This window comes from Pseudomonas sp. SLFW, assembly GCF_009905615.1.
Classification (GTDB): Bacteria; Pseudomonadota; Gammaproteobacteria; order Pseudomonadales; family Pseudomonadaceae; genus Aquipseudomonas; species Aquipseudomonas bambusae.
In genome coordinates, this window is record NZ_JAAAKW010000001.1 from 444,103 (window position 1) to 466,102 (window position 22,000).

Annotated in this window: 20 protein-coding genes; 1 reads left to right on the plus strand and 19 read right to left on the minus strand. The window is 60.5% G+C overall.

Translation table 11 applies throughout. The features are described 5' to 3' along the window. Nucleotides 1-67 precede the first annotated feature (67 nt). The 6 genes from GVN17_RS01830 to GVN17_RS01855 form a co-directional block, all read right to left on the minus strand. Nucleotides 68-745, minus strand: a complete 678-nt coding sequence (locus tag GVN17_RS01830) for a protein-L-isoaspartate(D-aspartate) O-methyltransferase (protein WP_166593519.1) — start codon at nucleotides 743-745, stop codon at nucleotides 68-70. Then, nucleotides 745-1,494, minus strand: a complete 750-nt coding sequence (surE, locus tag GVN17_RS01835) for a 5'/3'-nucleotidase SurE (protein ID WP_166593520.1) — start codon at nucleotides 1,492-1,494, stop codon at nucleotides 745-747. The genes GVN17_RS01830 and surE overlap by 1 nt, the downstream gene beginning before the upstream one ends. Next, nucleotides 1,482-2,540 carry a tRNA pseudouridine(13) synthase TruD gene (gene truD, locus GVN17_RS01840; RefSeq protein ID WP_166593521.1) on the minus strand — a complete coding sequence of 353 codons (1,059 nt, stop codon included), beginning with the start codon at nucleotides 2,538-2,540 and terminating at the stop codon, nucleotides 1,482-1,484. The genes surE and truD overlap by 13 nt, the downstream gene beginning before the upstream one ends. Beyond that, nucleotides 2,537-3,010 (minus strand): 2-C-methyl-D-erythritol 2,4-cyclodiphosphate synthase, encoded by a 474-nt coding sequence (gene ispF, locus GVN17_RS01845; RefSeq protein ID WP_166593522.1) that lies wholly within the window; start codon nucleotides 3,008-3,010, stop codon nucleotides 2,537-2,539. The genes truD and ispF overlap by 4 nt, the downstream gene beginning before the upstream one ends. A 140-nt stretch (nucleotides 3,011-3,150) precedes the next feature. Then, entirely contained in the window at nucleotides 3,151-3,996 is an 846-nt protein-coding gene (gene fghA / locus GVN17_RS01850) for an S-formylglutathione hydrolase (RefSeq protein WP_166593523.1), read from the minus strand. Between the two features lie 99 nt (nucleotides 3,997-4,095). Continuing rightward, nucleotides 4,096-5,208, minus strand: a complete 1,113-nt coding sequence (locus GVN17_RS01855; RefSeq protein ID WP_166593524.1) for an S-(hydroxymethyl)glutathione dehydrogenase/class III alcohol dehydrogenase — start codon at nucleotides 5,206-5,208, stop codon at nucleotides 4,096-4,098. 103 nt (nucleotides 5,209-5,311) lie between these two features. On the opposite strand from GVN17_RS01855, the gene GVN17_RS01860 reads away from it, so the two are divergent. Beyond that, nucleotides 5,312-6,205 (plus strand): LysR substrate-binding domain-containing protein, encoded by an 894-nt coding sequence (locus GVN17_RS01860; RefSeq protein ID WP_166593525.1) that lies wholly within the window; start codon nucleotides 5,312-5,314, stop codon nucleotides 6,203-6,205. A gap of 189 nt (nucleotides 6,206-6,394) precedes the next feature. Here GVN17_RS01860 and ispD read toward each other — a convergent pair whose 3' ends face one another. The 13 genes from ispD to lpxD all read right to left on the minus strand — a co-directional run bounded on the left by ispD (nucleotide 6,395) and on the right by lpxD (nucleotide 21,996). Further along, nucleotides 6,395-7,105 carry a 2-C-methyl-D-erythritol 4-phosphate cytidylyltransferase gene (ispD, locus tag GVN17_RS01865; RefSeq protein WP_166593526.1) on the minus strand — a complete coding sequence of 237 codons (711 nt, stop codon included), beginning with the start codon at nucleotides 7,103-7,105 and terminating at the stop codon, nucleotides 6,395-6,397. Between the two features lie 11 nt (nucleotides 7,106-7,116). After that, nucleotides 7,117-7,395, minus strand: coding sequence for a cell division protein FtsB (ftsB, locus tag GVN17_RS01870; RefSeq protein ID WP_074752716.1), 279 nt, complete (start codon nucleotides 7,393-7,395; stop codon nucleotides 7,117-7,119). A 157-nt stretch (nucleotides 7,396-7,552) separates the two neighbouring features. Next, nucleotides 7,553-8,839, minus strand: coding sequence for a phosphopyruvate hydratase (gene eno / locus GVN17_RS01875; RefSeq protein WP_166593527.1), 1,287 nt, complete (start codon nucleotides 8,837-8,839; stop codon nucleotides 7,553-7,555). Nucleotides 8,840-9,007: 168 nt separating this feature from the next. Continuing rightward, nucleotides 9,008-9,853 (minus strand): 3-deoxy-8-phosphooctulonate synthase, encoded by an 846-nt coding sequence (gene kdsA / locus GVN17_RS01880; protein WP_166593528.1) that lies wholly within the window; start codon nucleotides 9,851-9,853, stop codon nucleotides 9,008-9,010. 15 nt (nucleotides 9,854-9,868) lie between these two features. Then, on the minus strand, nucleotides 9,869-11,500 hold the full coding sequence (locus GVN17_RS01885) for a CTP synthase (protein WP_166593529.1): 1,632 nt from the start codon (nucleotides 11,498-11,500) through the stop codon (nucleotides 9,869-9,871). A 268-nt stretch (nucleotides 11,501-11,768) separates the two neighbouring features. Then, nucleotides 11,769-13,106 carry a tRNA lysidine(34) synthetase TilS gene (gene tilS / locus GVN17_RS01890; RefSeq protein WP_166593530.1) on the minus strand — a complete coding sequence of 446 codons (1,338 nt, stop codon included), beginning with the start codon at nucleotides 13,104-13,106 and terminating at the stop codon, nucleotides 11,769-11,771. Between the two features lie 47 nt (nucleotides 13,107-13,153). Further along, a complete protein-coding gene (locus tag GVN17_RS01895) occupies nucleotides 13,154-14,101 on the minus strand; it encodes an acetyl-CoA carboxylase carboxyltransferase subunit alpha (protein ID WP_166593531.1) in 948 nt (315 codons plus the stop codon). A gap of 128 nt (nucleotides 14,102-14,229) precedes the next feature. Beyond that, complete coding sequence (gene dnaE / locus GVN17_RS01900; protein ID WP_166593532.1) at nucleotides 14,230-17,751, minus strand: DNA polymerase III subunit alpha; 3,522 nt, start codon at nucleotides 17,749-17,751, stop codon at nucleotides 14,230-14,232. Nucleotides 17,752-17,822: 71 nt separating this feature from the next. Then, the gene (gene rnhB / locus GVN17_RS01905; protein ID WP_166593804.1) at nucleotides 17,823-18,464 is read right to left on the minus strand and encodes a ribonuclease HII; all 642 of its coding nucleotides are present in this window, start codon (nucleotides 18,462-18,464) and stop codon (nucleotides 17,823-17,825) included. An 11-nt stretch (nucleotides 18,465-18,475) separates the two neighbouring features. Beyond that, nucleotides 18,476-19,612, minus strand: coding sequence for a lipid-A-disaccharide synthase (gene lpxB, locus GVN17_RS01910; RefSeq protein ID WP_218576045.1), 1,137 nt, complete (start codon nucleotides 19,610-19,612; stop codon nucleotides 18,476-18,478). Nucleotides 19,613-19,614: 2 nt separating this feature from the next. Next, nucleotides 19,615-20,391, minus strand: coding sequence for an acyl-ACP--UDP-N-acetylglucosamine O-acyltransferase (lpxA, locus tag GVN17_RS01915; protein WP_166593533.1), 777 nt, complete (start codon nucleotides 20,389-20,391; stop codon nucleotides 19,615-19,617). After that, nucleotides 20,388-20,828 carry a 3-hydroxyacyl-ACP dehydratase FabZ gene (gene fabZ, locus GVN17_RS01920; protein WP_166593534.1) on the minus strand — a complete coding sequence of 147 codons (441 nt, stop codon included), beginning with the start codon at nucleotides 20,826-20,828 and terminating at the stop codon, nucleotides 20,388-20,390. The genes lpxA and fabZ overlap by 4 nt, the downstream gene beginning before the upstream one ends. 112 nt (nucleotides 20,829-20,940) lie before the next feature. Beyond that, a complete protein-coding gene (gene lpxD, locus GVN17_RS01925; protein ID WP_166593535.1) occupies nucleotides 20,941-21,996 on the minus strand; it encodes a UDP-3-O-(3-hydroxymyristoyl)glucosamine N-acyltransferase in 1,056 nt (351 codons plus the stop codon). Nucleotides 21,997-22,000 lie beyond the last annotated feature (4 nt).

Genomic DNA, 22,000 nt, shown 5'->3' on the forward strand with positions numbered 1-22,000 from the left:
CATCGAAAATCGCCAGCCTGTAGACAGGTGGCGCCTCACGGAATTCATTGCAGCTGCAAAACAGCGCTTACGCCAGCGGCCCGTTGAGTAAAGGCACGAAACGCACCGCCCCCAGGACATGCCGGGAGAAGCCGTTGTCCTCTCGGATGATCAGCATCAACTGCTGCACCTCACCCGACCCCACCGGAATCACCAGACGACCGCCGGGTGCCAGTTGGTCCAGCAAGGCCTGCGGCACGTCGGTCGCCACGGCGGTGACGATGATGCCGTTATAAGGCGCGAGCGCCGGCCAGCCTTCCCAGCCATCCCCCCAACGAAACACCATATTGCGCAGATTGAGTTCGAGCAGACGTTCCTTGGCCCGATCCTGCAACACCTTGATCCGCTCGACGGAGAACACCCGCTCGACCAGTTGCGCGAGCACGGCGGTTTGATAACCAGAGCCAGTGCCGATCTCCAGCACTTTATCCAAAGGCCCGGCCGCCAACAGCAGCTCGCTCATGCGCGCCACCATGTAGGGCTGGGAAATCGTCTGGTTGTTGCCGATGGGCAGCGCCGTGTCTTCGTAGGCGCGGTGAGCCAACGCCTCGTCAACGAACAGATGGCGAGGGGTCTTGCGGATGACGTCGAGCACTTGAGTGTTGCTGATGCCTTCTTCGTACAATCGTTGAATCAGGCGCTCGCGGGTTCGCTGGGAGGTGAATCCCACCCCACGGCGCAACAGATCATCTTGTTCACGGGACATCAGGCCATTCCCTCCAGCCAGGCGTTCAGGCTGTTGAAACCGTCCTGATAGGTTCGATCCAGCTGCAACGGTGTAATCGACACATACCCTTGCATGACCGCGTGAAAATCAGTGCCTGGCCCACCATCCTCGGCATCGCCGGCAGCCGCAATCCAGTAACCGGCCCGACCACGGGGATCGACCACCCGCACGGGCGCTGCAGCGCGGGTCCGGTGGCCCAGGCGGGTCAGTTGAATGCCGCGCACATGTTCAAGTGGCAGGTTGGGAATATTCACGTTCAATACGGTACGGGGTGGAAGGTCGAGCTGCTCATGCGCTTCGACCAGAAGCCGGGCGTAATGCGCAGCCGTTGCCAGGTTATCGACCTGACGGGACAAAAATGAAAAGGCAAACGACGGGCGTTGCAGGAAACGGCCTTCCAGTGCTGCCGCCACAGTGCCGGAATACAGCACATCATCGCCCAGATTGGCGCCGAGGTTGATGCCCGATACCACCATGTCCGGTTCATGCTCCAACAGGCCATGGATGCCGAGGTGAACGCAGTCGGTAGGCGTGCCATTGAGACTGATGAAGCCATTGTCCAGGCGATGAGGGTGCAGCGGGCGATCAAGGGTCAGCGAACTGCTGGCCCCACTCTTGTCTTGATCGGGCGCAATGACCGCGCACTCGGCATAGTCCGCCAGCGCTCCGTGGAGCGCAGCGAGTCCGGGTGCCGAGACCCCATCATCATTTGAAATCAGAATACGCATGAGCTGTCCGTCTGTCCTGCGGGCGCCAGATCAACCAGTTCGCGCACCAAAGCGGTGGCGAAGCATCCGGCGGGCAGGACGAATTCCAGTTGCAGAATGTCAGGCTCGGGATAATGCCACGTCAACCGCCCGATGGGCAGTCGCAGGATGCGACGTTCGTGTTCCATTCCCGCTTTTATCAACCAGTTACAAAGCGCGAACTCGCCTTGAGCGACGCTGTTTTCAAGCTCGGCGGTGGCACCACCTGCAGGAGAATCGCCTGCGCCCCATTGCGGGCCGGTCGGGTGCAGATCGAGGATCGCCAGACGCGGGTCGCTGCACTCAGCCTCGCCCGCCGGAAAGAAACTGCGACTGTCGGTGAACGCCAACAGGTCGCCCACCTGCGCCCGCTGCCAACTGCCATCGGCGACCCGCGCCGCCAGCACCTGATTAAACAAATAGCTGCGCGCCGTCGACAGCAGTCGCGAACGCACGTTGCGCTGTTCAGGCAGGGCCTGGCGTTCGGCATAGTGACGGGCTTCGCCCACGTTGCCGCCTTCGTAGCCGAAGCGCTGGGCGCCGAAATAATTGGGGATACCGTGCTGCTTGATGGCTTCAAGCCGCTGATCAAGCAGGGACTTGTCGGCCTGCAGGTGCGTCAGGCGCAGGGTGAAACCGTTGGCCGCATGGGCCCCGCGCTGCAATTTGCGCTTGTGACGCTTGCTGTCGAGGATTTTCAGGGTGTCGTTCTCGGCCGCCGACATGTCCGGATCGGCCTTGCCCGGCAACTGGATGCTGAACCACTGACGGGTCAGCGCCTGACGGTCTTTCAACCCGGCGTACGCCACGGTACGCAACGGCACACCGGCGGCTTTCGCCAGACGCCGTGCAGCCTCTTCGGTGTTCAGCCCGCGCTTTTCCACCCACAGCCACAAGTGTTCGCCATCACCCGACAGCGGGATGTCCAGCACCTCATCGACCTGAAAGTCTTCGGCGGTGGCTTTGAGTACCGCGACTCCCAGTGCCTCGCCATAAGCCCGAGGGCCCAAGAGTTCGAATTCAGTCATGCGGCGATCAACAGCGCAACAGCGTGAACCGCGATGCCTTCTTCACGGCCGGTGAAGCCGAGCTTCTCGGTGGTGGTCGCCTTGACGTTGACCTGATCGAGTTCGACTTGAAGGTCTTCGGCAATCAGCGCGCGCATGGTGTCGATGTGCGGCGCCATTTTCGGGGCCTGAGCGACGATGGTGGCGTCGACGTTGCCGACCTTCCAGCCTTTGGCCTGCACTTGCTTGAGGACGTGACGCAGCAGCACGCGGCTGTCAGCACCCTTAAATTGCGGGTCGGTATCGGGGAAATGCTTGCCGATGTCGCCCAGCGCTGCAGCGCCCAGCAGGGCATCGCTCAACGCGTGCAACAGGACATCGCCGTCGGAATGTGCGAGCAAACCATGCTTGTGCGCAATCCGCACCCCACCCAAGGTAATGAAATCGCCTTCGGCGAAACGGTGCACATCATAGCCGTGGCCAATACGCATAAAAAACGCCCTGAAAAAGTCAGGGCGTGATTCTACCTACTTTGTCGGACATTAGGGCGTATGACTGGCTGATACAGTGCTTGTCAGACGAGGCGTCCCTCGCTGTAGGGGCTGCATGTATTAAAACCTGTGGCAGCGTTTCAACCCGCCAACGCCACGGCGTGATAACGCAGGTGATCCTCGATGAAGCTGGCGATGAAGTAATAGCTGTGGTCATAACCGGGCTGCATGCGCAGTTCCACCGGGTGACCCACCGTCTTCGCCGCCTGTACCAACGCTTCGGGCTTGAGCTGATTGGCAAGGAAGTCGTCGCGGTCGCCCTGATCGATCAGCAGAGGCAAGCGCTCGGCCGCGTCGGCGATCAACACGCTGGCGTCCCATTCGCGCCAGCGCGAACGGTCTTCGCCCAGATAACGGGAGAACGCCTTCTGCCCCCACGGGCAATCCATCGGGTTGGTGATGGGCGAGAACGCCGACACCGATTTGTAACGCCCCGGGTTGCGCAAGGCACAGACCAGCGCCCCGTGACCGCCCATCGAATGGCCGCTGATGCTGCGTTTGTCGGAGGCCGGGAAATGCGCTTCGATCAACGTCGGCAGCTCACTGACCACGTAGTCGTACATGCGGTAATGACGCGCCCACGGTTGCTCCGTGGCATTCAGATAGAAACCGGCGCCCAGACCGAAGTCGTAGGCGTTGTCCGGATCACCCGGCACGTCGGCGCCGCGGGGGCTGGTGTCCGGCGCAACGATGATGATTCCAAGCTCGGCGGCGATGCGCTGGGCACCGGCCTTTTGCATGAAGTTCTCATCGGTGCAGGTCAGGCCCGACAGCCAGTACACCACCGGCAGCTTGCCACCCTGCTCGGCCTGCGGCGGCAGATAGACGGCAAACACCATGTCGCAACCCAGCACATCGGAGTGATGCTTGTAGCGTTTATGCCAACCGCCGAAGCTTTTCTGGCACGAAATATTTTCCAGACTCATGGGGTCGTTCCTCCCAGCTACAAGCCTCAAGCCATAAGCTGCAAGCCGGCACAGTGGCGCGCCCTCTTGCAGCTTGCAGCTTGTAGCTTGCCGCTGCTCTTAGAAGTGGATGACGGAGCGGATGCTTTTGCCTTCGTGCATCAGGTCGAACGCTTCGTTGATATTGTCCAGGCCCATGGTGTGGGTGATGAAGGTGTCCAGGGGGATTTCACCTTTCTGGGCTTTCTCGACGTAGCTTGGCAGTTCGGTGCGGCCTTTGACGCCGCCGAACGCCGAACCGCGCCAGACGCGCCCGGTCACCAGTTGGAATGGGCGAGTGGCGATTTCCTGGCCAGCCGGTGCAACACCGATGATGATCGACTCGCCCCAACCCTTGTGGCAGCACTCCAGCGCGGCACGCATGAGGTTGACGTTGCCGATGCACTCGAAGCTGTAATCCACGCCGCCATCGGTCAGTTCGACGATGACGTCCTGAATCGGCTTGGTGTGGTCTTTCGGGTTCACGAAATCAGTGGCACCCAGTTCACGGGCGACGTCGAATTTTGACGGGTTAATGTCGATGGCGATGATGCGCGAGGCCTTGGCCATTTTCGCGCCGATGATCGCCGCCAGACCGATGCCGCCGAGACCGAAGATGGCCACGGTTGCGCCCTCTTCCACCTTGGCTGTGTTGAGCACGGCGCCGATGCCCGTGGTCACGCCGCAACCCAGCAGGCAGACCTTTTCCAGCGGGGCTTCTTTAGGGATTTTCGCGAGGGAGACTTCTGCCACGACGGTGTATTCGGAGAACGTCGAGCAGCCCATGTAGTGGTACACCGGCTCGCCGTTGTAGCTGAAACGGGTGGTGCCGTCGGGCATCAGGCCCTTGCCTTGCGTTGCACGGACTTTCTGGCACAGGTTGGTTTTGCCGGATTTGCAGAATTTGCACTCGCGGCATTCGGCGGTGTACAGCGGGATCACATGGTCGCCGACCGCTACCGAGGTCACGCCCTCGCCCACGGCTTCAACAATGCCGCCGCCTTCGTGACCCAGAATGCACGGGAACACGCCTTCGGAGTCCGCGCCAGACAGGGTGTAAGCGTCGGTGTGGCAAACGCCGGAGGCGATGGTCCGGATCAGGACCTCGCCAGCCTTTGGCGCTTCGACGTCCACTTCAACAATTTGCAGCGGTTGATTGGGACCGAACGCAACGGCAGCACGTGACTTGATCATCATCTTCTCCAGCGAAGTAAAAACGAGCTAGGAGTGTAAAACAGTGCCGTTTGATTAATAATCGGTGAAAAAGAAAAACATTAATGCTGTACAGGGATAATCGATGTACACCAATCGTTGGGAAGGGCTGGACGAATTCGTCGCAGTGGCGGAATGCGGGCAGTTCACGGCAGCGGCAGAGCGAATGGGCGTTTCGTCTTCGCACATCAGCCGGCAGATCGCCCGGCTGGAAGAGCGGCTGCAAACCCGTCTTCTATATAGGAGTACCCGCAAGGTCGCGCTGACGGAGGCGGGCCAGACGTTTCTGCACCATTGCCAGCGCTTGCAAGATGGCCGCGAGGAAGCGTTGCGCGCAGTGGGCGACCTCACCAGCGAGCCCAAAGGCCTGCTGCGCATGACCTGCGCTGTGGCCTACGGCGAGCGGTTCATCGCACCCTTGGTCACGCGGTTCATGGAGGACTATCCGCAACTGCGCGTGGACATTGAGCTGACCAACAACACACTGGACCTGGTGCACGAAGGGATGGACCTGGCGATACGCTTGGGTCGGCTGCAAGAATCACGACTGGTCGCCACGCGGCTGGCGCCTCGACGCATGTACCTCTGCGCCTCGCCTTCTTATTTAGAACGGTATGGCCGCCCTCACAGCCTCTCGGAATTGAACCGCCACAACTGCCTCATCGGGAGTTCCGACAGCTGGTTGCTGCAACAGAACGGCCGGGAATTTTCCCAGCGGGTGCAGGGAAACTGGCGCTGCAACAGTGGGCAGGCGGTGCTGGATGCGGCGTTGCAAGGGGTAGGGTTGTGTCAATTACCGGATTATTACGTGCTGGAACACCTGAAAAGCGGCGCACTGATTTCACTGCTCGAAGCCCATCAGCCCCCCAGCACGGCGGTGTGGGGGTTGTATCCTCAGCAACGGCATTTGTCGCCTAAGGTCAGGAAGCTGGTGGATTATTTGAAGACAGGGTTGGCGGCGCGGCCGGAGTATCGATAAAGATCGGCCGAAGGCCGTAGGAGCGCGGCTTGTCCCGCGATCGGCGACGGAGTCGTCGTGAATCCTGCAAGCGCGGTGTATCTGGGACGGCCAATGCGCTTGGTTTCACGACTGCTTCGCAGCCGATCGCGGGACAAGCCACGCTCCTACAGGCATCTGCGCATGCAACCGGAAGTAATCACAGTCCTGTTAGCGGGAAAAATCGCCCCGCCGCTGCCGCAACCATTCCAGGTCTTCCGGGCGCGTCACCTTGATGTTGTCGGCACGCCCCTCGATCAGGCGTGGCGATTGCCCTGCCCACTCTATCGCCGAGGCTTCGTCGGTGATCGAGACGTTCGACACCAGGCTGTCCGCCAGCGCCCGATGCAACGCCCCCAGCCGAAACATCTGCGGCGTATACGCCTGCCAGATCAAACTGCGATCAACGGTTTCCGTCACACGGCCATGGGCGTCGGCGCGCTTGAGCGTGTCTTTGGCCGGGACCGCCAGCAAACCACCCACCGGGTCGTTCGCCAGTTCATTCAGCAGGTTGTCCAGGTCCGAGCGCGCCAGATTCGGCCGCGCGGCGTCATGGACCAGCACCCAGTCGTTGTCATCGGCGCCACTGGCGTGCAGATGCAACAACGCATTGAGGACTGAATCTGCCCGCTCCTTGCCGCCCGCGACCCGCTGAATCCGGGAATCCAGCGCGCACGGCAAGGTGGGCCAATAAGGGTCGTCCGCAGCCAGACTGATCACCAGCCCCTTGAGCCGGGGGTGATCGAGAAAGCAAAGCAGGCTGTGTTCGAGAATCGTGAGACCGCCCAGTTGCAGGTATTGCTTGGGACGGTCTGCCGCCATGCGCGCACCAACGCCCGCTGCGGGAATCACTGCCCAGAAGGCAGGAAGGGATTGAGTCATTTACAGGAACGTCACTGTGCCAACTGATAAAGAGTCTCGCCGTCCTTGACCATGCCCAGCTCATGACGGGCACGCTCTTCAACGGTTTCCAGACCCTTCTTCAACTCCAACACCTCGGCATCCAGCACACGGTTGCGCTCAAGCAAGGCATCGTTTTCGGCATGTTGATCGGCGATTTGCTGGGTCAGACTGGCCACCTGCGCGAGGCTGCCGTTACCCACCCAAAGGCGGTATTGCAAGCCAGCGAGCAGCAAGAGCAGAACGAGGAACAACCAGTTGGGACTGCGCATTGTGAATATCTGTTACCCGGTGGAGAAAGACAGCAAAACCGACCATTTCAAATGCCCAAGAGCCCGGTGGTCACCGGGCTCGTGGATCAGGACGCCAGGAACACCCCCTTCGGGTGAATTCCCCTACGACGCCTGCTGCCTTTTTACCATCTTGTAATCAGCCGCGAAACTCGCCGCGACCACGGTAGACCGCTTTGGCGCCCAATTGCTCTTCGATACGCAGCAGTTGGTTGTACTTGGCGATGCGGTCGGAACGGCTCAGGGAACCGGTCTTGATCTGACCTGCCGACGTGCCCACCGCCAGGTCGGCAATGGTCGAGTCTTCGGTTTCGCCTGAACGGTGCGAGATCACAGCGGTGTAACCAGCGGCCTTGGCCATCTGGATGGCTTCCAGGGTTTCGGTCAGGGTGCCGATCTGGTTGAACTTGATCAGGATCGAGTTACCGATCTTCTTCTCGATGCCTTCTTTCAGGATCTTGGTGTTGGTCACGAACAGGTCGTCACCCACCAGCTGGATCTTATCGCCGATCTTGTCAGTCAGGACTTTCCAACCGTCCCAGTCAGACTCGTCCAGACCGTCTTCGATAGAGATGATCGGGTGCTTGCTGACCAGGTCCGCCAGGTAGTCGGCAAAACCGGCGGAGTCATACTCGCCTTCTTCGCTCAGGACGTACTTGCCATTCTTGTAGAACTCGCTCGCCGCGCAATCCAGCGCCAGGGTCACGTCGGTGCCCAGTTTGTAGCCCGCGTTTTTGACGGCTTCGGCGATGGCGTCCAAGGCTTCGGCGTTGGAGTTCAGGTTCGGTGCGAAACCGCCTTCGTCACCCACCGCAGTGTTCAGGCCACGGGCCTTCAGAACAGCTTTCAGGTGGTGGAAAATCTCGGTGCCCCAGCGCAGGCCTTCGGAGAAGGTCTTGGCGCCGACTGGCTGAACCATGAACTCCTGGATGTCGATGTTGTTATCAGCATGCTCGCCACCGTTGATGATGTTCATCATTGGGACCGGCATCGAGTAGACGCCTGGCGTGCCGTTCAGGTTGGCGATGTGCGCGTACAGCGGCAGGTCCTGATCCTGGGCAGCGGCTTTCGCGGCAGCCAGCGACACAGCGAGGATCGCGTTGGCGCCCAGGCTGGCTTTGTTTTCAGTGCCGTCGAGCTTGATCATCGCGTGATCCAGGGCCTTCTGGTCAACCGGGTCCTTGCCCAGCAGCAGGTCGCGGATCGGGCCATTGATATTGGCCACTGCTTTCAGAACGCCCTTGCCCATGTAACGGCTCTTGTCGCCATCACGCAGCTCAAGTGCTTCACGCGAGCCGGTGGAAGCACCGGACGGCGCGCAAGCACTGCCGATGATGCCGTTGTCGAGGAGCACATCTGCTTCCACGGTGGGATTGCCACGGGAGTCGAGAACTTCACGACCTTTGATGTCGACGATTTTTGCCATTGTTGTTAACACTCCAAGATTGACGAAAACGACGCAGCTGGGAAAAACGACTGGCGCCCCGGGCACTAGACAGCGGGCAGACCCGGGATGACAGATTTTCCCGACCCGTTGGTCGGGAAAGAAACGAGCGGCACTCTACCGGAGGGCATCGTGCCGGAGAAGCGGGTTTTACGCCGTTTCTATGGCCGGGAACGCTTTGACCAGATCATCGAGTGCCTTGAGCTGGGTCAGGAACGGCTCCAGCTTGTTCAAGCGCAAGGCGCACGGGCCGTCGCACTTGGCGTTGTCCGGGTCCGGATGCGCTTCAAGGAACAGGCCTGCCAGGCCCTGGCTGATACCGGCCTTGGCCAGATCGGTCACCTGAGCACGACGACCACCTGCCGAATCCGAACGACCGCCCGGCATTTGCAGCGCGTGGGTCACGTCGAAGAATACCGGGTATTCGAATGCTTTCATGATGCCGAAGCCGAGCATGTCCACGACGAGATTGTTATAGCCGAAGCTCGAACCGCGTTCACACAGGATCAATTGATCGTTACCGGCTTCTTCGCACTTGGTCAGGATGTGCTTCATCTCCTGGGGCGCGAGGAACTGGGCCTTCTTGATGTTGATCACGGCACCGGTCTTCGCCATCGCCACGACCAGATCGGTCTGGCGCGACAGGAAGGCCGGCAGCTGGATAATGTCGCAGACTTCCGCCACGGTCGCCGCTTGATGCGGCTCGTGGACGTCAGTGATCACCGGCACGCCAAAGGTGCTTTTGATCTCTTCGAAAATGCGCATGCCCGCTTCAAGGCCCGGACCGCGATACGAGGTCACGGAAGAACGGTTGGCTTTGTCGAAGCTGGCCTTGAACACGTAAGGGATGCCCAGTTTCTGGGTGACCCGAACGTATTCTTCGCAGACCTGCATGGCCATGTCCCGCGACTCCAGGACATTCATGCCACCGAACAAGACCATCGGCTTGTCGTTGGCGATGTCAATGGAGCCCACACGGATGATTTTCTGTGCCATGTAATGAATTCCCTATCAGGCGTTCTTCTGGTGCTGAGCGAGCGCTGCCTTGACGAAGCCACTGAACAGCGGGTGACCGTCGCGAGGCGTGGAGGTGAACTCAGGGTGGAACTGGCAAGCCACGAACCACGGGTGGTCCTTGGACTCGACCACCTCAACCAGCGCGCCATCACCGGAACGACCGGACACTTTCAGCCCGGCTTCGATCAGTTGCGGCAGCAGCTTGTTGTTCACTTCGTAACGGTGACGATGACGCTCGACGATAGTGTCGTTGGCGTAGCAATCGTGCACCAGAGAACCCGGCTCCAGCAGGCATTCCTGCGCGCCCAGACGCATGGTGCCGCCAAGGTCGGAGCTTTCGGTACGGGTTTCGACCGCGCCGGTGGCGTCTTCCCACTCGGTGATCAGGCCGACCACAGGGTGCGGGCTGGTGCGATCGAACTCCGTGGAGTTGGCGTCTTTCCAGCCCAGCACGTTACGGGCGAACTCGATGACCGCCACTTGCATGCCCAGGCAAATACCCAGGTAAGGCACCTTGTTTTCGCGAGCAAACTGAACGGCGGTGATCTTGCCTTCGACACCGCGCAGACCGAAGCCGCCCGGTACCAGAATGGCGTCCACACCTTCCAGCAGGCCAGTGCCCTGATTCTCGATGTCTTCGGAATCGATGTAGCGCAGGTTGACCTTGGTGCGGTTGCTGATGCCTGCGTGGCTCATCGCTTCGATCAGCGATTTGTACGCGTCCAGCAGTTCCATGTACTTGCCGACCATCGCGATGGTGACTTCGTGCTCCGGGTTCAGCTTGGCATCGACGACCTTGTCCCACTCGGACAGGTCGGCGCTGTTGCATTGCAGGCCAAAACGCTCAACGACGAAATCGTCCAGACCCTGCGAGTGCAGGATGCCCGGGATCTTGTAGATGGTGTCGGCGTCTTCCAGCGCGATCACAGCGCGCTCTTCGACGTTGGTGAACTGCGCGATCTTGCGACGCGACGAAACGTCGATCGGGTGATCGGAGCGGCACACCAGCACGTCAGGCTGCAGGCCAATGGAACGCAGTTCCTTGACGGAGTGCTGGGTCGGCTTGGTCTTGGTCTCGCCAGCAGTCGCGATGTACGGCACCAGCGTCAGGTGCATCAGCATCGCGCGCTTGGCGCCGACTTCGAAACGCAACTGGCGGATCGCCTCAAGGAACGGTTGCGATTCGATGTCACCCACGGTGCCACCGATCTCGACCATGGCCACGTCGGCATCGCCGGCGCCCTTGATGATGCGACGCTTGATTTCGTCGGTGATGTGCGGGATCACCTGAATGGTCGCGCCCAGATAATCACCACGGCGCTCTTTGCGCAGGACGTGTTCGTACACACGGCCGGTGGTGAAGTTGTTGTTCTGGGTCATGGTGGTGCGAATGAAACGCTCGTAGTGACCCAGGTCCAGGTCGGTCTCCGCGCCGTCGTGGGTGACGAACACTTCACCGTGCTGGAACGGGCTCATGGTGCCCGGGTCGACGTTGATGTAGGGGTCCAGCTTGAGCATGGTGACCTTAAGTCCCCTCGCCTCCAGGATGGCCGCCAATGAAGCCGAGGCAATGCCTTTCCCCAATGAAGAAACAACACCGCCCGTGACGAAGATGTAGCGCGTCATGAAAAACCCTAGAAGTCTGCGTTAAAGCGGTCAGAGCCGCCGGGGAAAGCGAAGGAAGGCCGAAGCCCCCGATGACCTGCGTGTTTCACAGTGCATTCCTGAAATTGTTGCGTTGAAAGCGACTGGCCGAATCCGGACCTGTCCATTGCTCGCCACATTTTGAGAATCGCCCAGTAAAGACTGGCTGGTAATCGGCAACTCACGTCGTTCCGAAAGGGTCGACATAAGCTGTATCAAGAAGGGAGCGTAGTCTACCGGAAACGGGCTCTCATCTCAAACTGTGGTCATTCGTCGGTGGTTGCCAGTGCAATCGCCAGTCGCCACGGGGGTCAGCGTCGAGTCCGGGCAGGTTGGCCACCGCCAGCAACTGTTCACCGCGATACAACAGCGGCAATCGGCCGCGCAAAAACACCGGCACGCCTTTTTCATTGAGCAGGCGCTTGAGGTCCCGGCGCCCGCGGTCCGGTACATCCAGCACTTCACCGCCCTGTCGATAGTGCACGTGCAGCCCGCCGCGAGGGATGTCGCCCAGAATGTGCAACATTCCGTTGCCCGGCAAATGAAGCGGCTGCGAGGCCGTGGACCAGTGCTGCGAACCCGCCACGTCCTTGAGCCAGATGCCCGACAGCCACCAGATTCGCCCTTCTGCGCGATGCAATTGTCCGTCGGCCAGACGCCAGATCGGACGACCATCCGGCCCGGCATCACGCAGGGAATCCCACCCCGCCCAGTGATCACTGTCTGGAAGACGTGTCAGCGGACTCAGCCAGTAACGTAGGGCGTTTCTCTGACGTGCAGATGACAGTCCCTCAAGCGGCGCCAGCTCCAGGGACGGCACCGCCAGCCATGGCCACGGGCACGGTGTGTCGGCGAGCGCCAGATCCTGCGTCGCCAGTTCATCGAGCAAGCCTTGGGCCTCGGCCAGGTGCGCGGCGCTGCGGACCATGCTCGCGGTTGCCTGGGGCCAGCGTGCGGTCAGCATCGGCAACACATGGTTACGCAGGTAATTGCGGGAGAAACGGCTGTCTTTGTTGCTCGGGTCTTCGATCCAGCTCAGGCCCTCGTCCTGTGCATAACGCTCAAGCAATGCGCGGGGCTCGTCCAGCAGCGGCCGGAAGACCTGGCCTTTGCCAAGCACTCGATGGGAAGGCATGGCCGCCAACCCTTTCACACCCGCTCCCCGCAGCAGGCGAAACATCAGGGTTTCCGCCTGATCGTCCCGGTGCTGGGCCGTGAGCAACACCTCGCCCGCCAGCAACGTCTGCTCGAACGCGGTGTATCGGGCATCGCGGGCCGCCTGTTCGAGGCTGGCGCCGGATCGTACTTGCACGTCGATGACCTGCAACGGCACGCCCAGAATCTGACACATCTGACGGCAATGTCCCGGCCACGACGCAGCAACAGCCTGCAAACCGTGATAAATGTGGATAGCGGTCAAAGGGGGGAGACGCTGATGGCGAGCAAGCTCGGCCAGCAGGTGCAGCAGGACGGTGGAATCGAGTCCACCCGAGAAGGCGATGCGCCAACCGGCTGCACCGCGCCAGGGTTCAAGGCGCGATAGCAGACGTTGGGAGAGGTCTTTTTTGAATGCGTCCGGCTTGCTCATGCTGGTGGACCCCGCGTTAGCTCACCGGACCTCAAATATGACTCCGATCAGATGCCGTAGCTCATCAGGCGGTCGTAGCGACGCGCCAACAGTTCATCCGCATTGAATTTCTTGAGCATGGCCAATTGGCTGCTCAATGCTTCGCGGATGGAAGCCGAAGCCGCCGCCGGATCACGGTGCGCGCCACCCAGTGGCTCGTTGATGACCTTGTCGACGATGCCCAGGCCTTTGAGGCGCTCGGCAGTGATGCCCATCGCTTCGGCAGCGTCTGGCGCTTTTTCTGCGGTTTTCCACAGAATCGACGCGCAGCCTTCCGGCGAAATCACCGCGTAAGTGGAGTATTGCAGCATGTTCAGTTGATCGCACACGCCAATGGCCAGTGCACCGCCCGAACCGCCCTCACCGATCACAGTCGCGATGATCGGCGTCTTCAGACGCGCCATGACACGCAGGTTCCAAGCAATCGCTTCGCTCTGGTTGCGCTCTTCAGCGTCGATGCCAGGGTATGCGCCAGGTGTGTCGATGAAGGTCAGGATCGGCATTTTGAAGCGCTCGGCCATCTCCATCAGGCGACACGCCTTGCGGTAGCCTTCAGGACGCGGCATGCCAAAGTTACGGCGAACTTTTTCGCGCACTTCGCGGCCTTTTTGATGACCGATCACCATGACAGGTTGGTCGTCCAGACGGGCGATACCGCCCACGATGGCCGCGTCGTCGGAAAAGTGGCGGTCGCCGTGCAGCTCGTCGAACTCGGTGAAGATGTGTTCGATGTAGTCCAGGGTGTACGGACGACGCGGATGACGCGCCATGCGCGCGATCTGCCAACTGGTCAGGTTGCCGAAAATGCTTTCGGTGAGCGTGCTGCTCTTCTCTTGCAGTCGAGAGATTTCATCGCCGATGTTCAGCGAGTTGTCATTGCCTACCAGTCGCAGCTCTTCAATTTTGGCTTGCAGGTCAGCAATCGGCTGTTCGAAATCCAGAAAATTCGGGTTCATAGGCATCCGTCTTGGGTCGACGGCCAAGAGGCCGGCCGGTTGATCCGTAAACGCCATACCTTAAAGGATGTGGCGTGTGAGGGTCGAGGTTAAAAGTGTCGAGCTTAAAAAAAGTCGGGTATCAGCGTTCATCGATACTGCAGGAAGACGTTCTCTCGTCCGAACTGGTCACGCAGCGCCTGAATCAGGCTGTCTGCGGGATCGATTCGCCACGCTTCGCCGAACTGCAATAGCGCCCGGGCCTCCTGCCCGGTGTAGTCGAGCGTAATCGGACACGCTCCCCGGTGCTTCTTGCACAGGTCGCCCAGCCAGCGTAGACGATCACCTTTCAGCGCCTCGCTGCGCACGGTCAGGCGCAAACTCTCAGCCAGACCGGTCCGCGCTTCTTCGAGACTCATTACCCGCTTGGCTCGCAAACGCAGGCCGCCTGAGAAGTCATCGGAACTGACCTCGCCTTCGACCACCACCATCGCGTCGGTCTGCAACAGCGACTGAGCGGCCTGGAACGAGTCCGCGAACAACGACGCTTCGATGCGGCCAGAGCGGTCATCCAGGGTGATAAACCCCATCTTGTCGCCCTTTTTGTTCTTCATCACACGCAAGGCGATGATCAGACCGGCGACGGTCTGGGTGTCACGGGCGGGTTTCAGGTCAACGATTCGCTGGCGGGCGAAGCGACGAATCTCGCCTTCGTACTCGTCGATCGGGTGCCCCGTCAGGTACAGGCCCAGGGTTTCCTTCTCACCGCGCAAACGCTCTTTGAGAGTGACCTCTTTGGCCCCACGATGGTTCGCATAAACATCGGCATCCGGCTCGACGAACAGCCCGCCAAACAGATCGGCATGGCCACTGTCGTGACTGCGCGCGGTTTGTTCGGCCGACTGAATCGCACCTTCCAGCGCGGCGAGCAACACACCGCGATTGCGGTCAATGTTGGCTTGATACTGTTTTGGGTCGTCGTAGAAAAACGGCCCCAGACGGTCCAGCGCACCGCTGCTGATCAGGCCACCCAACGTGCGTTTGTTGACCCGTTTGAGGTCGATGCGCGCGCAGAAATCGAACAGGTCCTTGAACGGCCCGGCCTGACGCGCTTCGGTAATCGCCTCGACCGGCCCCTCGCCCACGCCTTTGATCGCGCCCAGCCCGTACACGATGCGGCCTTCGTCGTTCACGGTGAATTTGAATTCGGAGTTGTTCACGTCCGGCGCATCGAGGCGCAGCTTCATGGTCCGCACTTCCTCGATCAAGGTCACGACCTTGTCGGTGTTGTGCATGTCCGCCGAGAGCACGGCCGCCATGAACGGCGCGGGGTAATGCTTCTTCAGCCACGCCGTCTGGTACGAGACGAGCCCGTACGCAGCAGAGTGGGATTTGTTAAACCCGTAACCGGCGAATTTTTCCACCAAGTCGAAAATGTTACCGGCCAGATCCGGCTCGATATTGTTGGTCTTGCAGCCTTCGATGAAGCCGCCGCGCTGCTTGGCCATCTCCTCGGGCTTTTTCTTACCCATGGCCCGACGCAGCATGTCGGCCTCGCCGAGGGTGTAACCCGCCATGACCTGGGCAATCTGCATCACCTGTTCCTGATACAGGATGATGCCGTACGTTGGCAGCAGCACGGGCTTGAGCCCTTCGTACTGGTAATCGACGTGCGGGTAGGAGAGCTCGGCGCGACCGTGCTTGCGGTTGATAAAGTCGTCTACCATGCCCGACTGCAGCGGGCCCGGGCGGAACAGTGCCACCAGTGCGATAAGGTCTTCCAGGCAGTCGGGCTTGAGCTTCTTGATCAGCTCTTTCATGCCTCGGGATTCAAGCTGGAAGACCGCCGTGGTTTCGGCTTTTTGCAGCAGATCGTAGGTCGGGGCGTCATCCAGCGGGATGAAGGCGATGTCGAGCGGGTCCTCGCCGACCTTGGCGCGGTCGCGGTTGATCGTCTTCATCGCCCAGTCGATGATCGTCAGCGTTCGCAGACCCAGGAAGTCGAACTTCACCAGACCCGCGGCCTCGACATCGTCCTTGTCGTACTGGGTGACCAGGCCGCCGCCTTCTTCATCGCAATAGATAGCCGCGAAGTCGGTCAGTTTGGTTGGGGCAATGACCACACCACCGGCGTGCTTGCCGACGTTACGCACAACGCCTTCGAGCTTACGCGCCATCTCCCAGATTTCTGCCCCTTCCTCGTCGGTCTTGAGGAAGTCGCGCAGGATTTCTTCCTGCTCATAGGCCTTTTCCAGGGTCATGCCGACTTCGAACGGGATCATCTTCGACAGGCGATCCGCCAGACCGAAGGATTTCCCCTGAGCCCGCGCCACGTCCCGCACCACCGCTTTCGCCGCCATGGAACCGAACGTGATGATCTGGCTCACCGCGTTGCGGCCGTATTTCTCGGCCACGTATTCGATCACCCGGTCGCGCCCGTCCATGCAGAAGTCGACGTCGAAGTCCGGCATCGAAACCCGTTCAGGGTTTAGAAAACGTTCGAAGAGCAGGTCATATTCCAGCGGATCGAGGTCGGTGATCTTCTGTACGTAAGCCACCAGCGAGCCGGCACCCGACCCACGACCCGGACCGACCGGCACGCCGTTGTTCTTGGCCCACTGGATAAAGTCCATAACGATCAGAAAGTAACCGGGGAACCCCATCTGGATGATGATATCCAGCTCGAAATTCAACCGGTCGACGTACTCCTGCCGCTTGGCTTCGTAGTTGGGCGTGGTTTCCCTCGGCCACAGCACGGCCAAGCGCTCTTCAAGGCCCTCGAAAGACACCTTGCGGAAGTATTCATCGATGGTCAGGCCATCGGGAATCGGGAAGTTGGGCAGGAAGTGCTTGCCCAGGCGCACGTCAATGTTGCAACGCTGGGCGATTTCCACGGTGTTCTGCAGCGCGTCGGGCAGGTCGCTGAAAAGCTCGGCCATTTCTGCAGCGCTCTTGAGGTACTGCTGATCGCTGTAGTTGTGCGAGCGGCGCGGGTCGTCCAGCGCCCGGCCTTCGCCGATACACACGCGGGTTTCGTGGGCTTCGAAATCTTCCTGCTTGATGAAGCGAACATCGTTGGTCGCCACCAGCGGCACACCGTGGCGATCGGCAAGGGCGACGGCAGCGTGCAGGTGCTCTTCGTCATTGACGCGGCTGGTCCGTTGAATCTCGATGTAGAAACGATCCTGAAAGACCGACACCCACTCCTTGAGCAACTCGTCGGCCTCGGCCGGGTTGCCACCGAGCAGCGCCATGCCGATCTCACCCTCCTTGGCCGCCGACAGCGCGATCAGCCCTTCATGGGCCTCAGCGACCCACTCCCGCTCGATGATCACCACGCCGTTGCGCTGACCATGCATGAAACCACGGGAGATCAGCTCGGTGAGATTCAGATAGCCCTTGGGGTTCATCACCAACAGGCTCAAGCGGCTGAGGGGGGCATCCTTGTCACGACCTGCCAACCAGATGTCGGCGCCGCAGATAGGCTTGATGCCAGCGCCCATGGCGGCCTTGTAGAACTTGACCAGCGAGCACAGGTTGTTCTGATCGGTCACTGCCACCGCAGGCATGTTCAGGCCGGTCAACGCCTTGACCAGCGGCTTGACCCGCACCAGCCCGTCGACCAGAGAATATTCGGTGTGCATGCGCAGATGAACGAAAGAAGCCGACATGGTTGATCCTATAGCGCGCAGAAAACAAAGGCCGGATTGTACCGGCCTCTCATGAAAACATCAGCCCGCGATCAGGTGAGCGGCAGCGAGGTGAAGCCGGTGGAGATCATCATCTCCCGCGATTCATACGCCGCACGCACCGGGGCGAAGGAGCGGCGGTGGATCGGCGTCGGCCCTAACCGGGCCAGCGCTTCCAGGTGAACCGGCGTCGGGTAGCCCTTGTGGCCACCAATGCCGTACCCCGGATAGACCAGTTCCATGGCAGCCATCTCCCGGTCGCGGCTGACCTTGGCCAGGATCGACGCCGCAGCGATGGCGGGGACCTGGGCATCACCCTGAATCACCGGCGCGCTCGGCACCGAGAGTTGCGGGCAACGGTTACCGTCTATCAGCGCCAGTTTCGGCGTGATCAACAGGCCCTCGACCGCACGCTTCATGGCCAGCATGGTGGCGTGCAGAATGTTCAGCTCGTCGATTTCTTCGACTTCGGCCCGTGCGATATGCCAGCACAGCGCCTTTTCGCAGATCTCGTCGAACAGCTTTTCGCGCTTGGCTTCGGTGAGCTTTTTCGAGTCGTTAAGACCCAAGATGGGGCGATTGGGGTCAAGAATCACCGCAGCCGTTACCACAGCGCCGCACAGCGGGCCACGGCCCACCTCATCGACACCGGCGACCAGATCCTCGACCAGGTTGAAATCCAGGCCCATTTGCATTGTTCGAGCGCTCATCGTGAAGGCGACGGGCCAATCAGGTTCAGGACCGCTTCGGCGGCTTGATTGGACGCGTCGCGACGCAAGGTGCGGTGAATGGCGTCGAAGCCGGCGGTCTGCTCCGCGCCGTTGTCGAGCAACGGCAGCAGGGTGTTGGCCAGGGCATCGGCGGTCGCCGCGTCCTGCAGAAGCTCTGGAACCAGCAAACGCTGGGCCAACAGATTCGGCAGCGACACGTACGGACTCTTCACCATCCGCTTGAGTATCCAGTAGGTCAGCGGCGCCAGACGATAGGCAACCACCATCGGTCGTTTGTAGAGCAGCGCTTCCAGCGTGGCGGTGCCCGATGCGATCAACACGGCATCGCAGGCAGCCAACGCAACATGGGAGCGGCCGTCGAGCAAGGTCAGCGGCAGATCGCGGCCTTGCAACAACTGTTCGATTTGCGCGCGGCGTTGAGGGCTGGCGCAGGGCAGCACGAAACGAACGGTCGGGCGCTGGGCGAGCAGCCGTTCGGCGGTGTCGAAAAACAGCGCGCCCAGTCGGCCCACCTCCCCGCCACGGCTGCCCGGCATCAACGCCACGACAGGCCCGTCACCCAGCCCCAGCTCAGCCCGAGCCGCCTGGCGATCCGCTTCAAGGGGGATGGTATCGGCGAGTGGATGGCCGACGAAACGCACCGGCACGCCCTTTTCTTCGTAAAAACGCGCTTCGAACGGCAACAACGTCAACATCAGGTCGCAGCCTTCGCGGATCTTCAGGACACGCTTCTGCCGCCACGCCCACACGGACGGGCTGACGTAGTGCACGGTTCTGATCCCGGCCTGACGCAGTTTGAGTTCGATATTGAGGGTGAAGTCCGGAGCGTCGATCCCGATGAATACATCGGGTTTCTCATCGATCAAGGTCTGGATCAACAGCTTGCGACGGGCCAGCAACTCCTTGAGACGTCCAAGGACTTCCACCAGCCCCATGACCGACAGACGCTCCATGGGGAAGTAGGACGCCATGCCCTCAGCTTCCATGAGCGGGCCGCCGACGCCGATGAACTGTGCATCAGGATGACGCGCCTTGATGGCACGCATCAGACCCGAACCCAGGATGTCGCCCGAGGCTTCACCGGCGACCAGCGCGATCCGCAAGGCCCCCATGATTAACGAGTGATGCCGCGGGTCGAGTTCTGGATGGACTCAAGAAACAGCGCGACTTCCGGGAACTGCGCCGCCGGTTCAGCCAGCTCGACCACCGCCTGTTCGACCGTCAGCCCTTGGCGATAGACCGTCTTGTAGGCGCGACGCAGGGCATGGATCGAGTCTTCCGAGAAACCACGACGACGCATGCCTTCGAAGTTCATGCTGCGGGCTTCTGCCGGGTTGCCGAACACGGTAACGAACGCCGGGACGTCCTTGCCAATCGCCGTGCCCATACCGGAAAAGCTGTGGGCGCCGATGTGGCAATACTGATGAACCAAGGTGAACCCGGAGAGGATCGCCCAGTCAGCCACATGCACATGGCCGGCCAGCGCCGTGTTGTTGACCAGGATGCAATGGTTGCCGATGACGCTGTCATGACCGATATGCGCATAGGCCATGATCAGGTTGTTATCGCCAATCGTGGTTTCGGCGCGGTCCTGAATGGTGCCACGGTGAATCGTGACGCCTTCGCGGATCACATTGTGGTCACCGATGACCAGACGCGTGGCTTCGCCCTTGTACTTGAGGTCAGGCGTGTCCTCACCTACCGAAGAAAACTGGTAGATGTGGTTGTGCTTACCGATGACGGTCGGGCCACGCAGAATCACGTGCGGACCTATCACCGTGCCCTCGCCAATTTCCACACCGGGTCCGACGATCGACCACGGGCCGACCTCCACATTGTCGGCCAGCACGGCCGTCGGATCGATGATTGCGCGAGGGTCAATCAAACTCATAGTTTACGTTCCGCACAGATGATTTCTGCGGAGCATACCGGCTTGCCGTCTACCGACGCCTGGCATTCGAACTTCCAGATCTGGCGCTTGCAGCTCAGAAATTTGGCTTCAAGAATCAATTGGTCGCCCGGCAGCACCGGCTGGCGGAAGCGCAGCTTGTCGGAGCCCACGAAGTAATACAGGGTGCCGTCAGCAGGCTTCACGTCAAGCATCTTGAAACCCAGGATGCCCGCGGCCTGAGCCATTGCTTCGATGATCAGCACGCCCGGCATGATTGGATGCGCAGGAAAGTGCCCATTGAAGAAGGGCTCGTTGATGCTGACATTCTTATAGGCACGAATGAGCTTATTCTCAACATCCAGCTTCACCACACGATCCACCAGCAGGAACGGGTAACGGTGGGGCAGATATTCGCGAATTTCGTTGATGTCCATCATTTCGAGAGGAAGCCTGTAGTAAAGATTGGGAGTGCGCGACGAATGCGCGGCACTCCTCTAGCAAATCAAGGAGGCAGTTTATCGGCTTTGCACACTTGATAAGAAAAAAGTATCAGCCATCAGATGACGCATTACCGCCTGAGGTCACTGCCTCGACAATCTTTTCTAGCTGCTGCAGTCGGCGGGACATGTCGTCGAGCTGGCGAATACGTGCCGCACTCTTGCGCCATTCGGCAGCGGGCTGCATCGCGGTCCCCGAAGAATAGGAACCCGGCTCGGTGATCGAACGGGTGACCATGGTCATGCCCGTGATAAAGACGCCGTCGCAAATTTCAATGTGCCCGACCAGTCCGACACCGCCGGCGAGCATACAGTGTTTGCCGATCTTCGCACTGCCGGAAATGCCAACGCAGGCCGCCATTGCCGTGTGATCGCCCACTTGAACGTTGTGCGCGATCTGAATCTGGTTATCCAGCTTCACACCGTTGCCGATGCGCGTGTCGTCCATGGCGCCGCGGTCAATGGCGGTGTTCACGCCAATCTCCACGTCGTCGCCGATGGTCACGCCACCAATCTGGGCGATCTTCTGCCACACGCCTTTCTCGTTGGCGAAGCCAAAGCCCTCTCCACCCAGTACGGCACCCGACTGGATCACCACGCGCTGGCCGATCCGCACATCGTGATACAGCGTCACGCGCGGTGCCAGCCAGCCGCCTTCGCCGATGACACTGCGGGCACCGATGTAGCAATGAGCACCGAGGGTCACACCGGCAGCGATGCGTGCACCGCTTTCGATGACGACATACGGGCCCACGCTGGCATTCGGATCGACTACTGCGTCAGCAGCGACGATAGCGGTCGGATGAATACCGGCAGCGGCCTTCGGCTTGGGATCGAACAGATGGGAGATTCGTGCGTACGCCAGGTAAGGGTCGGCGATCAGCAGTGCATCTCCCGCGTAACCTTCGGCATCAGCGGGCTTGAGTAGCACGGCTGCGGCGTGGGAGGTTGCGAGGAATTTTCGATACTGAGGATTGGCCAGAAAGCTGACCTGACCGGGCCCGGCCTCCTGCAAGGTGGCCAGTCCGGTGATTTGCTTGTCCGCCGGGCCACGTAGCGTGGCACCGAGGAACTCGGCCAGATGGCCGAGCGTGATAGTCACGGTCATGAAT

Excerpts from the sequence above, each read along its gene's own strand:
- GVN17_RS01830 (WP_166593519.1), bottom strand. The coding sequence starts at position 745 with ATGTCCCGTGAACAAGATGATCTGTTGCGCCGTGGGGTGGGATTCACC.
- surE (WP_166593520.1), bottom strand. The coding sequence starts at position 1,494 with ATGCGTATTCTGATTTCAAATGATGATGGGGTCTCGGCACCCGGACTC.
- truD (WP_166593521.1), bottom strand. The coding sequence starts at position 2,540 with ATGACTGAATTCGAACTCTTGGGCCCTCGGGCTTATGGCGAGGCACTG.
- ispF (WP_166593522.1), bottom strand. The coding sequence starts at position 3,010 with ATGCGTATTGGCCACGGCTATGATGTGCACCGTTTCGCCGAAGGCGAT.
- fghA (WP_166593523.1), bottom strand. The coding sequence starts at position 3,996 with ATGAGTCTGGAAAATATTTCGTGCCAGAAAAGCTTCGGCGGTTGGCAT.
- GVN17_RS01855 (WP_166593524.1), bottom strand. The coding sequence starts at position 5,208 with ATGATCAAGTCACGTGCTGCCGTTGCGTTCGGTCCCAATCAACCGCTG.
- GVN17_RS01860 (WP_166593525.1), top strand. The coding sequence starts at position 5,312 with ATGTACACCAATCGTTGGGAAGGGCTGGACGAATTCGTCGCAGTGGCG.
- ispD (WP_166593526.1), bottom strand. The coding sequence starts at position 7,105 with ATGACTCAATCCCTTCCTGCCTTCTGGGCAGTGATTCCCGCAGCGGGC.
- ftsB (WP_074752716.1), bottom strand. The coding sequence starts at position 7,395 with ATGCGCAGTCCCAACTGGTTGTTCCTCGTTCTGCTCTTGCTGCTCGCT.
- eno (WP_166593527.1), bottom strand. The coding sequence starts at position 8,839 with ATGGCAAAAATCGTCGACATCAAAGGTCGTGAAGTTCTCGACTCCCGT.
- kdsA (WP_166593528.1), bottom strand. The coding sequence starts at position 9,853 with ATGGCACAGAAAATCATCCGTGTGGGCTCCATTGACATCGCCAACGAC.
- GVN17_RS01885 (WP_166593529.1), bottom strand. The coding sequence starts at position 11,500 with ATGACGCGCTACATCTTCGTCACGGGCGGTGTTGTTTCTTCATTGGGG.
- tilS (WP_166593530.1), bottom strand. The coding sequence starts at position 13,106 with ATGAGCAAGCCGGACGCATTCAAAAAAGACCTCTCCCAACGTCTGCTA.
- GVN17_RS01895 (WP_166593531.1), bottom strand. The coding sequence starts at position 14,101 with ATGAACCCGAATTTTCTGGATTTCGAACAGCCGATTGCTGACCTGCAA.
- dnaE (WP_166593532.1), bottom strand. The coding sequence starts at position 17,751 with ATGTCGGCTTCTTTCGTTCATCTGCGCATGCACACCGAATATTCTCTG.
- rnhB (WP_166593804.1), bottom strand. The coding sequence starts at position 18,464 with ATGCAAATGGGCCTGGATTTCAACCTGGTCGAGGATCTGGTCGCCGGT.
- lpxB (WP_218576045.1), bottom strand. The coding sequence starts at position 19,612 with ATGGGGGCCTTGCGGATCGCGCTGGTCGCCGGTGAAGCCTCGGGCGAC.
- lpxA (WP_166593533.1), bottom strand. The coding sequence starts at position 20,391 with ATGAGTTTGATTGACCCTCGCGCAATCATCGATCCGACGGCCGTGCTG.
- fabZ (WP_166593534.1), bottom strand. The coding sequence starts at position 20,828 with ATGATGGACATCAACGAAATTCGCGAATATCTGCCCCACCGTTACCCG.
- lpxD (WP_166593535.1), bottom strand. The coding sequence starts at position 21,996 with ATGACCGTGACTATCACGCTCGGCCATCTGGCCGAGTTCCTCGGTGCC.